The organism is Winogradskyella ludwigii, assembly GCF_013403985.1.
GTDB lineage: Bacteria > Bacteroidota > Bacteroidia > Flavobacteriales > Flavobacteriaceae > Winogradskyella > Winogradskyella ludwigii.
The window spans coordinates 557,617-571,204 of sequence record NZ_JABFDF010000001.1 but is presented as its reverse complement, the minus strand read 5'-3'; the positions used below and the strand labels follow the sequence as shown (position 1 = coordinate 571,204).

Here is a 13,588-nt window from a genome sequence, read left to right as displayed (position 1 = left end):
AAGAATCTTTTTAAATCCTATCTGTCTATTTAGACATCTTCCCGAAGGGAAGTGAAGATTGGTTAAACTTTAATATTACTGTAAAGAACACAGATTGTTCTTTTATTTTTTTTGGTACTTAAATGTAACCTAATAGTGCTGTATAAAATAGTGGCTGGTAATAACGAAGTTATTAAAACCCACGTTTCTCAAACCATTTCATTAAAATCTCATTAAATTCATCAGGATGTTCCATCATGGCAGCATGCCCACATTTATCTATCCAAAACAATTCAGAATCGGGTAACAATTCATTGAATTCTACGGCGACTTCAGGTGGTGTTACGCTATCGTTTTTTCCCCAAATGATACAAATAGGTGTATTCATTTTAGGAAGATCTTTAGCCATATTATGCCTGATAGCACTTTTTGCAATAGCTAAGGTTTTAATAAGTTTGTTACGATCGTTTACGGTTTCATAAACTTCATCAACAATTTCTTTTGTGGCTACAGCAGGATCGTAAAATACTTCTTGTGCTTTCTTTTTCATGACTTCGTAGTCACTACGTTTTGTGTAACCACCTCCCATAGCGCTTTCGTAAAGACCTGAACTACCTGTAATAACAAGTGCTTTTATCTTTTCTGGATGCAGATTTGTATGGTATAAGCCAATGTGTCCACCAAGAGAATTTCCTAATAAAATAACATCTTTTAAACCTTTGTATTCAATGAAATCTTTGAGGTAATTAGCAAAGCTTTTCACGTTGGTTTTAAGGAGTGATTTGGTATAGATAGGAAGTTCGGGTATAATAACTTTATAACCATTAGAACTGAAATAGTTAGTTACACCATCAAAGTTACTTAGCCCTCCCATTAAGCCATGCAACACAATAATTGGTGTGCCTTCGCCTACTTCAATATATCTAAAATCCTTTTCTTTTTTTAAAAGGTGTGCCATGTGCAAGTTAGTACTTATGTATTCTAACAAATATAACCAAATCCTTTAGAATAGAAATAATAAGTAAAAAATATCGATTTTTTTTATGAGAAAAGTGCCAAATCGATTGTTGATAATATTTACCACCAACATAATATTGGCTCCAAAGTGGAATTCATTGCTGTTCGAATAATTGCGACAGGTTCTATCTGAAAACTTATCAACAAATGTGGTAGAATGTGGTAAAATGTGGTGATTTTTTCAATATATTTGAATAATAATCGTTAAAGTAGAAAGTAAAGTCTTTTGAATTCATTTATAGGAACATACGAATGTAAAGCTGATGCCAAAGGAAGGTTAATGATACCTGCTATGCTTAAAAAGCAGTTGTCATCAGCTTTGCAAGATGGTTTTGTTTTGAAGCGTGCTGTTTTTCAGCCGTGTTTGGAGTTATATCCGATGTCTGAATGGAATAAAATGATGGAGAAAATTAACAAGCTTAATCGTTTTAAGAAAAAGAACAATGATTTTATTAGGCGTTTTACTGCAGGAGTAAAAATAGTAGAGGTAGATAGTACTGGTCGTTTATTAATTCCGAAAGATCTAATTGGTTTTTCTGGTATTAGTAAGCAAGTGGTTTTAGCTTCTGCGGTTAATATTCTTGAGATTTGGGATAAAGATAAATACGAACAAGCTATTGATGATGCGGCTTCAGATTTTGCTGATTTGGCCGAAGAAGTAATGGGACAAGACGACGAAGATGGATTATCATAATGCAGTATTACTTAAGGAAACAGTCGATGGTTTAGCAATTAAACCAGATGGTGTTTATGTAGATGTCACTTTTGGTGGTGGAGGTCATAGTCGAGAAATTTTGTCAAGATTAGGTCCAAATGGAAAGTTATATGCTTTTGATCAGGATAAGGATGCGCTCGAAAATAAAATCGAGGATGACCGATTTGTACTCATTAATGAGAATTTTAGATTCGTAAAACGATTTTTAAGGTTTTATGGAGTAAAAGAGGTTGATGGTGTGTTAGCAGATTTCGGAGTGTCATCGCATCAATTTGATGTTGCTGAACGTGGTTTTTCTACACGTTTTGAAGCCGATTTAGATATGCGTATGAATCAAGATAGCAAGTTATCTGCTTTTGAGGTTATCAATGATTATGAGGAAGAGCAATTAAGAGCTGTGCTTTTTCAATATGGTGAATTAAGAAATGCTCCTGCAATGGCAAGAGTAATTGTTGAAGAACGTAAGAATGCAGAAATAAAAACAAGCGAACAGTTAAAAGCGGTGTTAAAACAGTTTTTAAATCATCAAAGAGAAAATAAAGTATTAGCTCAGATTTATCAAGCGATTCGTATTGAGGTGAATCAGGAAATTGAAGTGCTTAAAGAGCTTTTAATTCAAACTCCTGAAATTTTAAAGAAAAATGGACGCTTAAGTTTTATCTCTTATCATTCTCTCGAAGATAGGTTGGTAAAGCGTTTCATTAGAAATGGATTGTTTGAAGGTGAGCCAGAACGCGATATGTTTGGCAATTTTGAAGTGCCATTGAAAAAGGTAGGTGGATTGGTTGTTCCTTCTCGTGAAGAAATAAAAGTTAATAATAGAGCGCGAAGTGCAAAGCTTCGAGTTGGAAAGAAGTTATAATTGAAGCTAGTGGCTGAGTGTTGGTCACTGAATGTAGTTATAGTGATTCAGGATTAAATTCAATAAAAAAAAATAGATTCTTGCTTGTGCGAGAAATAGCATGAAAAAAAATATCTACCACATATTAAGGGGTAAGTTTCTGATTAGCGATGATTCGTTTAAGAATTGGCGTATTATCATTTTTATATCGTTTTTGGCCATCTTCATGATTGCGAGTTCGCACAGTGCAGATCAAAAGGTTTATGAGATTGCGAAACTTACCAATGAGGTTAAAGAAATGCGATCAGCGTTTGTAGATAAGCGAGGGAAATTAATGCAGCTTAAAAAAGAGTCATTTGTAGAAGCTGAAATGAAAATAAAAGGAATTGGAATTTCCTTAAATCCACCAACAAAAATAATAGTAAAATCACAACAGCAATAAGCTTTGGCAGTAACAGAAAAAAACATATTAAACAGATTGTATTTCGTGGCAGGCTGCATGTTTGTCTTTGTCTTGGCTGTGGTGTTCAAATTAGTGAGCATACAGTTTATTCAAGGTGATGAATATAGAGCACTTGCAGAAAAACGAACGATAGAGGATTTTGATATTCCTGCAAATCGTGGTAATGTGTATTCTGCAGATGGTAGTTTGTTAGCGACTTCAATACCTAAGTACGATATTAGAATTGATGCTGTTCAGGCAAAAGATGCAACGTTTGAAAAGTATATTGGTGCTTTAGCAGATTCGCTTCATGTTTATAAAGGAAAGCCTGTTTCTTATTACAAGAATATAATTCGTAGAGCACGAAAAAATAAAAATAGATATTTCCTATTGGCTCGTAATATTAGCTATTCAGACTATATCCGAATGCGCAATTTTCCTTTATTAAACCTGGGTGCTATAAAAGGTGGGTTAATTGTGGAGCAAACCACAAGACGTGAACATCCAATGGGTGGTATTGCGGAGCGTACTATTGGTTATGAGCGTCAAGACGAAAATGGAAATTTTACTAGGCCAGGAATTGATGGTGCTTTTGGTGTTAAGTATTTACAAGGTACAAATGGTAAGCGTCGTAAACAGAAAATTGGTAATGGACAATGGAAGCCTATTACGGATTACGATCAAGTTGAGCCTCAGGATGGCTATGATGTTTATACAACCATCGATGTCAATATTCAGGATATAGCACACCACTCTTTATTGAAACAGTTAGAGATTTATGAAGCAGATCATGGCTGTGTGGTAGTTATGGATGTTAAAACGGGAGAGATTAAAGCCATTTCTAATTTAGGAAGAAACAAAAAAGGCGGCTATTATGAACGCTTAAATTATGCGGTTGGAGAGAGTCATGAGCCTGGCTCTACCTTTAAGGTTATGGCAATGATGGCGGCTTTAGAAGATAAAGTTATAGATACATCAACTGTTGTAGATACTAAAAAAGGAAGAAAGTCTTTTTATGGTCGTGTAATTACGGATTCTGGTAATGGTTATGGTGAGATTTCTGCAGCAAGAGCTTTAGAGGTGTCTTCAAATATTGGTATGGCAACTATTATAGATGAGCATTATTCAAAACAACCAGAGAAGTTTTTAGACAGATTGAGTTCTTGGAGGTTAGATAAAACTTTAGGTGTTGCTATTATCGGAGAAGGAAAACCAGATATACCAAAACCTGGTGCTTCAAACTGGAGTAGAAATGCTTTGCCTTCTATGGCTTATGGTTATAATTTAAGAATGACCCCGTTACAGACTTTAGCTTTTTATAATGCTATTGCAAATGAAGGAGAGTTGATAAAACCTCGATTTTTAAAAGCAGTGAAGTCATTTGATAAGGATATTGAAGTGTTTAAAAAGGAGGTGCTTGTTGAAAAAATATGCTCAGACCAAACGTTAAGTGAAATTCAAGACATACTAAAAAATGTAGTAATTCGTGGTACAGGTCGTCGTATGTATTCTGAAACGTTTTCTATGGCAGGAAAAACAGGGACAGCTAGAACTGATTATGCCAATTATGAAAAGTGGAGAAAAGATAAGAAGTATGTGTCGTCTTTTGCTGGTTATTTTCCTGCGGATAATCCTAAATACTCGTGTATTGTAGTTATTCATCAACCTAGTACAAAAGTTGGTTTTTATGGAGCTGATGTTTCTGGTCCAGTATTTAAAAGAATTGCACAAAAAATATATACAGATACACCAATTATAGATGAGGTTGAAACGCTGGATTTTAAAGACAATTTAGTGAATGAAGAGTTTGAAAGTTATTTTGAAAATGCTCGAAAATACAAAGCGTTAATGCCAAGTGTCGTAGGAATGCCAGTAATGGATGCTATTGCTTTATTAGAGAATTTAGAAATTGGCGTTAAAGTGGAATTAAAAGGAAATGGTGTTGTAAAAAATCAATCGGTAGAAAAACATCAAAAATTACAAACTAACCAAACTATTGTTTTAGTAGCATCATGATGATATTAAAAGACATATTATATAAGGTTACTATTAATGCAGTCGTTGGCAGCACTAATATTACTATTGGTGGAGTTGAGTTTGATTCCCGTCAAATAAAAGAGAATGACGTGTTTGTGGCTATCACTGGTGTTATTTCAGATGGTCATAGTTATATAGAAAAAGCAATTAAAGATGGAGCTACAGCGGTTGTTTGTGAAACGCTTCCAGAAAACCTTCACGACAATATTACATATATTGAAGTAGAGAGTTCAAATAAAGCTTTGGCTTATATGGCAGCTAATTTTTATGGTCATCCTTCTGAGAATTTAAAACTCGTTGGAGTGACAGGGACAAACGGGAAAACAACGGTTTCGAGTTTGTTGTATCAATTATTTAAAAAAGCAGGTTACAAAGTTGGGTTGTTGTCTACTGTAAAAATCATGGTAGATAATACCACTTATAAAGCAACACATACCACACCGGATTCTTTAACTATCAATAGATATTTAAAGTTGATGAATGATGAAGGTGTTGAATTCTGCTTTATGGAAGTGAGTTCGCACGGAATTCATCAGAGTAGAACTGAAGGTTTAAAGTTTGAAGGCGGAATTTTCACCAACCTGTCTCATGATCATTTAGATTATCACGATACGTTTGCTGAATATAGAGATGTTAAGAAATTGTTTTTTGATCAGTTGCCAAAAGAGGCTTTTGCGCTAACCAATATCGATGATAAAAATGGCTTGGTAATGTTTCAAAACACAGCAGCCAAAAAATATACGTATGCCTTAAAAAATTATGCCGATTACAGAGCGCAGATTTTAGAAAATGAATTTAGCGGTTTGTTATTAAAGGTAAATGATAGTGAATTGTGGACACGATTAATTGGAAGTTTTAATGCTTACAATATTTTGGCTATTTACGGAACGGCTGAATTGTTAGGTTTAGAAAAAGATGAAATTCTAAGATTAATAAGTGAGCTCGAAAATGTAGCAGGACGCTTTCAGTATTTTATCTCAGAAGGGCAAATTACCGCGATTGTAGATTATGCACACACACCAGATGCATTAAAAAATGTATTGCAAACCATAAATGATATCAGAACTAAAAATGAAGAACTAATTACGGTTGTGGGTTGTGGTGGAAATAGGGATAAAACAAAGCGACCAAAAATGGCGCATATAGCTTCGGCTTTAAGTACTAAAGTGATTTTTACAAGCGATAATCCGCGTAATGAAGTGCCTGAAACTATTATAGAAGACATGGAGAAAGGGGTTGAACCTTTGAATTTTAAAAAGACGTTGTCTATAACAAATAGAAAACAAGCGATTAAAACGGCTTGCCAAATGGCTGGACCAAAAGATATAATTCTAATTGCAGGTAAAGGGCATGAGAATTACCAAGAAATTAAGGGAGAACGCTTTGATTTTGATGATTATAAAATTATTCAAGAGTATTTAAAACAATTACAGAAATAAATAACAACCTAGAATGCTGTATTACCTATTCGATTATCTAGAGCAACAGTTCCAATTTCCTGGAGCATCACTTTTTGGGTTTATAACCTTTAGAGCGGCTATGGCAATTATATTGTCATTGTTGATTTCTACAATTTTTGGTAAGCGTATTATTCGTTTTTTGCAAAAACAGCAAGTTGGAGAAACCATTCGTGATTTAGGATTAGAAGGTCAAGTTGAAAAAGCAGGAACACCAACAATGGGTGGAATCATAATAATCTTGGCAACTTTGATTCCTGTATTGTTATTAGCAAAGCTTGAAAATATATACATCATCCTTTTAATTGTAACTACACTTTGGATGGGAACTATTGGGTTTATTGATGATTATATCAAGAAATTTAAAAATGACAAAGATGGGTTAAAAGGGAAGTTCAAGATTCTGGGCCAAATTGGTTTGGGTATTATTGTTGGTGCAACTTTATTTTTTCATCAAGACGTTACTTTAAAAGAGAAATTGCCAATTGCGCAACAAAATGAATTACGTATTGAAAATCCAGACGTACAAGCTTCAAAATTATTTAAAGCAGAAGAGAAGTCAACAAAAACAACGATTCCGTTTTTAAAAGATAATGAGTTTGATTACTCAGATTTAATTACTTGGATTAGTCCAGATTTAGAGAAATACACGTGGCTCGTATTTATTTTGGTTAGTATCATTATTATCACAGCAGTATCAAATGGCGCAAATCTTACGGACGGAATCGATGGACTTGCAGCAGGAACATCGGCCATAATTGTATTGACGCTAGGGATTTTTGCTTGGGTTTCTAGTAATATCGTTTTTTCGGGATACTTAGATATCATGTATATCCCAAGGGCTGAAGAAATTACAATTTACATCGCGGCATTCGTCGGAGCATTAATAGGGTTTTTATGGTACAATACCTATCCAGCGCAAGTATTTATGGGAGACACAGGAAGTCTAACCATTGGAGGTATTATAGCGGTTATAGCCATTGCAATAAGAAAAGAATGGTTAATACCAGTATTGTGTGGCATATTCCTAGCAGAGAATTTATCAGTTATTTTACAAGTTAGCTATTTCAAATACACGAGAAAAAAGTTTGGAGAAGGGCGACGAATTTTTAAAATGTCTCCTTTACATCATCACTATCAAAAATCAGGATATCACGAAAGTAAGATTGTAACTCGTTTTTGGATTGTAGGAATCTTGCTTGCTATTATAACGATAGTAACCTTGAAGATAAGATAGATGAGTTTGTCATTCCTGCCAAGGCAGGAATCCACAATGAAAGTAGAATAAAAGTAGATTCCTGCCTTCGCAGGAATGACAAAAAGGATTAATGAAATGAAAAGACTTGTAATTCTTGGTGGTGGCGAAAGTGGAGTGGGAACAGCGCTTTTAGGAAAAGCTAAAGGATACGAGGTTTTTGTATCAGACAAAGGAAAGATTAAAGAAAAGTATAAAGACGTTCTTTTAAATAATAAGATTGAATTTGAAGATGAGCAGCATACAGAATCAAAAATTCTGAATGCAGACATCATCATGAAAAGTCCTGGTATTCCAGATAAAGTGGCTTTGGTAAAACAAATTCGTGGAGCTGGAATTACAGTAGTTTCAGAAATTGAATTTGCTTCAAAATTTACTGATGCAACATTAGTGGCAATTACAGGAAGTAATGGTAAAACAACAACTGCTACATTAACGGATCATCTATTAAGACAAGATTTAGATGTTGGTTTAGCAGGGAATATAGGAGATAGTTTCGCGAAGCAAATTCTAGAAAAGAATCATGATAATTATGTGTTGGAAATTAGCAGTTTTCAATTGGATGACATCATTGATTTTAAACCGAAAATTGCGATTATAACCAATATCACACCAGATCATTTAGATCGATACGATTATAAGTTTGAAAACTATATCGCTTCAAAATTTAGAGTAGTAGAAAATCAAACTGAAGACGATTATTTTATATATGATGCAGATGACGAAGTCATTTTAGAGTATATGAAAACGCATCCAATTCGATCGAGGAAATTGCCTTTTTCTTTAACACAAGTTATTGAACAGGGAGCATATTTAGACCATAACAAGATAATAATAACAATAGATAATAATAAGATAACTATGACAACAGATAATTTAGCATTAGAAGGTAAGCATAACGTTAAGAATGCAATGGCTGCTTCTACTGTTGCGCATTTACTTAAGATTAGAAAACAAACGATTCGTGAAAGTTTAGAAAATTTTCAAGGTGTTGAGCATCGTTTAGAGCATGTGTTGAAAATTAACAAAGTACAATATATCAATGATTCAAAAGCAACAAATGTAAATGCAACATATTTTGCTTTGGAAAGTATGGATGCGCCAACAGTTTGGATTGTTGGAGGTGTAGATAAAGGGAATGAATACAGAGAGTTGTTTCCGTTTGTAAACGAGAAAGTAAAGGCTATAATTTGTTTAGGTACAGATAATGCTAAGCTCATGGAATCTTTTGGAAATATGGTAGATGTTATCATAGAGACGGAATACATGAGTGAAGCAGTGAAAATCGCATATAAACTTGCTGAAGCTGGTGATAATGTGTTATTGTCTCCTGCATGTGCTAGTTTCGATTTATTCGAAAACTATGAAGATAGAGGACGACAGTTTAAAAATGCTGTAAGAAATTTATAAAAAACGATCGTTCCTATGAAAGTAGAAGCTGATATTAAAAATTAATACATAATAAAGTACTTGTCTTAGCTAAGATGTTAAATCAGAAAACACAAAACATATTCAAACAAATAAAGGGAGATAGAGCCATTTGGGCTATAGTCACGTTGTTGTCTATATTTTCATTTTTGCCTGTGTATAGTGCTGCGAGTAATTTAGCTTATCATGGTGGAAATACCAGTACGTTTTCGTTCTTTATAAAGCATTTTATGCATTTGTTTTTGGGCTTTGTGATCATGTTTGGTATTCATAAAGTACCCTACAAATATTTCCGTGGCTTGTCTATGGTTATGGTTCCAATAGTGTTTGTGTTATTATTAGTTACAATGCTTCAGGGAACTACAATTGATGGTGCTAATGCGAGTCGTTGGATACAGATTCCTATAGTTAATATGTCGTTTCAAACGTCAACATTGGCAGCTGTGGTTTTAATGGCTTATGTCGCACGTTATTTGTCTAAAATTAAAGATAAAGACGTGAGTTTTAAGGAATCATTATTGCCACTTTGGGGACCCGTTTTTTTAATCCTGATTCTTATTTTACCAGCAAATTTCTCTACAACGGCTATAATGTTTACTATGATTATGATGTTGGCATTTATTGGTGGTTATCCTATAAAATACCTTTTAGTGATTATAGGTACAGGAATACTTTCGTTGACGTTATTTATTCTTGTGGCTAAAGCATTTCCAGACGCGATGCCTAATCGTGTAGATACTTGGATTAGCCGAATTGAGAATTTTGCGAATGGAGAAGATACAGAGGCAGATTATCAAATTGAAAAAGCAAAAATTGCTATTGCAACAGGAATTACACCATTAGGACCAGGGAAAAGTGTACAGAAGAATTTTTTGCCACAGTCGTCTTCAGATTTTATTTTTGCGATTATAATTGAAGAATATGGATTGTATGGAGGTATCTTTTTATTAGTGCTGTACTCGTGGTTGTTATTTAGGATTGTTATTGTGAGTCAGAAATCAGATACCATATTTGGTAAATTATTAGTTTTAGGTGTTGGCTTACCTATTGTATTTCAAGCCTTAATTAATATGGCAGTTGCTGTAGAATTATTTCCGGTTACAGGTCAAACTTTACCATTAATAAGTAGTGGTGGTACATCTATTTGGATGACGTGTTTGGCTATAGGAATTATATTAAGTGTTAGCGCAAAACGTGAAGAATTAAAAGAACAAGAAGAATCAGAGGATAATCCTTTGTCTATTTTAAGTGAAGCAATTTAATGAGTAACTACAAATTCATATTATCAGGTGGAGGCACAGGAGGACATATTTATCCTGCAGTTGCTATTGCAGACGAATTAAAGTCGCGCTATCCAGATGCAGAATTCCTTTTTGTTGGTGCTTCAGATCGTATGGAAATGGATAAAGTGCCACAAGCTGGTTATAAAATCGAAGGCTTATGGATTTCTGGAATTCAACGCAAATTGACTTTAAAGAATTTAGCATTTCCTTTTAAGCTGATAAGTAGTTTGTTGAAATCTAGAAAAATTATAAAGAAGTTTAAACCAGATGCAGTTATTGGAACAGGTGGTTTTGCAAGTGGACCTTTATTGCAGGTGGCGTCTTCAAAAGGAATTCCGAGTTTAATACAAGAACAGAATTCATTTCCAGGAATCACCAACAAGTTACTTTCAAAAAAAGTGAATACTATTTGTGTGGCTTATGAAGGGTTAGAGAAATTCTTCCCAAAAGATAAAATTAAACTGACAGGAAATCCGATTAGAAAAGATTTGCTAGAAGTAAAGAATAAACAAGTTGAAGGTAAGAATGCTTTCAATTTGAAAGAAGATAGACAAACACTTTTGGTTTTAGGTGGAAGTTTAGGTGCAAGGCGCATCAACCAATTAATTGAATCTAATCTCGAATTTTTTGAGGCTAAAGGTATTCAAGTAATATGGCAATGCGGAAAATTGTATTACGATCAATATAAGAAGCATAATGAATTGCAAAATGTACAAGTTCATGCGTTTTTAAATCAAATGGATTTGGCTTATGCAGCTTCAGATATAATCATTTCTAGAGCAGGAGCAATTTCGGTTTCAGAATTGTGTATTGTAGGAAAACCAGTTGTTTTTATTCCGTCACCAAATGTGGCAGAAGACCATCAAACTAAAAATGCAAAATCGGTTGCAGATAAAAATGCAGCGATTTTAATAAAAGAGAAAGATTTGGATACTGATTTTCAAAATGAATTTTCAGAATTAATTTCAAACCAAGACAAGCAAAACGAATTAAGTAAAAATATCAAAGCTTTAGCCTTAGTAAATGCGACTAAGGATATTGTGGATGAAGTTGAAAAATTATTAAATAAATAATGAATTTCGGTAGTATAAATAACGTCTATTTTATTGGTGTCGGAGGCATAGGAATGAGTGCGATTGCGCGTTATTTCGTGGCTAATGGTAAGCAAGTAGCTGGTTATGACAAAACGCCAACCGAAATCACTAATGCGCTTGAAGATTTAGGAGTTCAAATTCATTTTGAAGATAATATTGAAAAGGTACCTAGTGCATTTTTAAACCCAGAAGACACACTTGTGGTGTACACTCCTGCGATTCCAAAGGGTCATTCGGAATTTAATTATTTTAACACGAAGCAGTTCAATGTTTTAAAACGTTCTGCGATTTTAGGAGAAATCACAAAGCAAACAGTTTGTTTGGCTGTTGCAGGTACGCATGGTAAAACAACCACGACAAGTATTTTGGGTCATTTATTAAAGGTGTGTAATGCGCCTGTTACGGCATTTTTAGGTGGAATAGGAGAGAATTATAATTCTAATTTAATTATAAACGGAACAGAAGTAACGGTTGTAGAAGCAGATGAGTTTGATCGTTCATTTTTAACCTTATCGCCAGATTTAGCGTGTATCACATCAATGGATGCAGATCATTTAGATATTTATGGCAATGCTGAAGAATTGGTAAAAACGTTTAAGGATTTTACGGAATGTATTAAGCCAAATGGGAAGCTATTTGTGAGAAATGGTTTGCCTCTAAAAGGGATTACGTATGGCATTGAAGATGATTCTGATTATAGCGCACAAAATATAACCATAGAAAATGGTAGTTATGTTTTCGACTTAAAAACTCCAAGCGGAATCTATAAAGATTTAAAATTTAGTTTACCAGGAAGGCATAATTTGTCCAATGCTACAATTGCAATGGCTATGGCTTTAGATTATGGTTGTTCAGTTAAGGAGCTTTCTAAAGGTTTAGAATCTTACAAGGGAGTAAAACGACGATTTACGTATCAGATTAAAACGGACGATTTTGTTTTTATAGATGATTACGCGCATCACCCTGAAGAAATTAAAGCCGTTTATCAGGCAGTTAGAGAAATGTATCCAAATAAAAAAGTATTGGCGATTTTTCAACCCCATTTATTTACTAGAACAAAAGATTTTGTAGATGAATTTGCAGAAAGCCTTTCTAAATTTGATGAATTATTGCTTTTAGATATTTATCCAGCAAGAGAATTGCCTATTGAAGGAGTAACCTCAAAATGGCTTTTTGATAAAATAAATAATCCGAATAAAAAATTAATTCAAAAGTCTCATATAATTGATGAGATAAAAAAATCTGATGCTCAAATCGTTTTAACAATTGGAGCCGGAGATATTGGAGCGGAAGTTAAACACATAAAAGAAGCGCTCTATGTTTAAAATTAATTATAACTATATTAAGGTCATCGTTTTAGTGGTTTTGGTGAGCTTTTTATTCGCGTTTTCTAATCAAAGAAATAAGACTAGAAAAGTGAGTGAGCCTAACATAATATTCTTGGGCGAAAACAAATTATTTATAACAGATACAAATGTTAGTAAATTGTTAATACAAAATCAAGAATCGGTCTCAAATCAACCTAAAGAAATTATAGATTTGAACAAATTAGAATCTGCCCTGAAATCTAATCCAATGATCAAGCAAGCGGAAGTGTTTATGTCAGTAAACGGTGAGCTTTCAGCTGAAATTGAACAAAAAAGACCTATAGCTAGAGTTAACACTAATTCATCTTATTATATAGATGATGAAGGTGGCTTTATGCCTTTGTCCTATAATTATACGGCAAGAGTACCGTTTGTTACAGGAAATATTGAGAAAAATCAGCTCAAAACAGTCTTTCAATTTGCAAAAACTGTAGACGAAGATGATTTCTTAAAGAAACATATCATTGAGATTCGTCAAAACGACGATAAAACCATTGATTTTAAAATTCGAAAAAATGATTTTATTGTTCATTTAGGAACTTTAAATCAGCTCGAAAAAAAGATAAATAATTTTAAAGCTTTTTATCAAAAAGCATTAAAAGACAAAATTTTAGGCGACTATGCGGTAGTTAATCTAAAGTTTGATAAACAAGTTATTTGCACCAAAAAGTAA

12 protein-coding genes are annotated in these 13,588 nt (G+C 33.7%); 11 read left to right on the top strand and 1 reads right to left on the bottom strand.

From position 1 onward, the window contains the following. Positions 1–172 precede the first annotated feature (172 nt). Positions 173–937 (bottom strand): alpha/beta fold hydrolase, encoded by a 765-nt coding sequence (locus tag HM981_RS02445; RefSeq protein ID WP_179336996.1) that lies wholly within the window; start codon positions 935–937, stop codon positions 173–175. 285 nt (positions 938–1,222) lie between these two features. Between HM981_RS02445 and mraZ the strand changes: the two genes are divergently transcribed. The 11 genes from mraZ (at position 1,223) to HM981_RS02390 (ending at position 13,588) form a co-directional block, all read left to right on the top strand. Next, positions 1,223–1,690 carry a division/cell wall cluster transcriptional repressor MraZ gene (mraZ, locus tag HM981_RS02440; RefSeq protein ID WP_179336995.1) on the top strand — a complete coding sequence of 156 codons (468 nt, stop codon included), beginning with the start codon at positions 1,223–1,225 and terminating at the stop codon, positions 1,688–1,690. Further along, positions 1,677–2,573, top strand: coding sequence for a 16S rRNA (cytosine(1402)-N(4))-methyltransferase RsmH (gene rsmH / locus HM981_RS02435; protein ID WP_179336994.1), 897 nt, complete (start codon positions 1,677–1,679; stop codon positions 2,571–2,573). Before mraZ ends, rsmH begins: the two co-directional genes overlap by 14 nt. A 100-nt stretch (positions 2,574–2,673) precedes the next feature. Continuing rightward, a complete protein-coding gene (locus HM981_RS02430; protein ID WP_179336993.1) occupies positions 2,674–2,994 on the top strand; it encodes an FtsL-like putative cell division protein in 321 nt (106 codons plus the stop codon). Between the two features lie 57 nt (positions 2,995–3,051). Continuing rightward, positions 3,052–5,010 (top strand): penicillin-binding protein, encoded by a 1,959-nt coding sequence (locus tag HM981_RS02425; protein ID WP_179337662.1) that lies wholly within the window; start codon positions 3,052–3,054, stop codon positions 5,008–5,010. Further along, positions 5,007–6,470 (top strand): UDP-N-acetylmuramoyl-L-alanyl-D-glutamate--2,6-diaminopimelate ligase, encoded by a 1,464-nt coding sequence (locus HM981_RS02420; RefSeq protein WP_179336992.1) that lies wholly within the window; start codon positions 5,007–5,009, stop codon positions 6,468–6,470. The genes HM981_RS02425 and HM981_RS02420 overlap by 4 nt, the downstream gene beginning before the upstream one ends. Before the next feature lie 13 nt (positions 6,471–6,483). Then, complete coding sequence (mraY, locus tag HM981_RS02415) at positions 6,484–7,725, top strand: phospho-N-acetylmuramoyl-pentapeptide-transferase (RefSeq protein WP_179336991.1); 1,242 nt, start codon at positions 6,484–6,486, stop codon at positions 7,723–7,725. Between the two features lie 96 nt (positions 7,726–7,821). Continuing rightward, complete coding sequence (gene murD, locus HM981_RS02410) at positions 7,822–9,153, top strand: UDP-N-acetylmuramoyl-L-alanine--D-glutamate ligase (protein WP_179336990.1); 1,332 nt, start codon at positions 7,822–7,824, stop codon at positions 9,151–9,153. A 74-nt stretch (positions 9,154–9,227) separates the two neighbouring features. After that, positions 9,228–10,433: an FtsW/RodA/SpoVE family cell cycle protein gene (locus tag HM981_RS02405; RefSeq protein ID WP_179336989.1), complete on the top strand. Its 1,206-nt coding sequence runs from the start codon at positions 9,228–9,230 to the stop codon at positions 10,431–10,433. Next, positions 10,433–11,527, top strand: a complete 1,095-nt coding sequence (gene murG / locus HM981_RS02400) for an undecaprenyldiphospho-muramoylpentapeptide beta-N-acetylglucosaminyltransferase (RefSeq protein WP_179336988.1) — start codon at positions 10,433–10,435, stop codon at positions 11,525–11,527. Before HM981_RS02405 ends, murG begins: the two co-directional genes overlap by 1 nt. Next, entirely contained in the window at positions 11,527–12,873 is a 1,347-nt protein-coding gene (gene murC, locus HM981_RS02395; RefSeq protein ID WP_179336987.1) for a UDP-N-acetylmuramate--L-alanine ligase, read from the top strand. The genes murG and murC overlap by 1 nt, the downstream gene beginning before the upstream one ends. Continuing rightward, the gene (locus tag HM981_RS02390) at positions 12,866–13,588 is read left to right on the top strand and encodes a cell division protein FtsQ/DivIB (protein ID WP_179336986.1); all 723 of its coding nucleotides are present in this window, start codon (positions 12,866–12,868) and stop codon (positions 13,586–13,588) included. Before murC ends, HM981_RS02390 begins: the two co-directional genes overlap by 8 nt.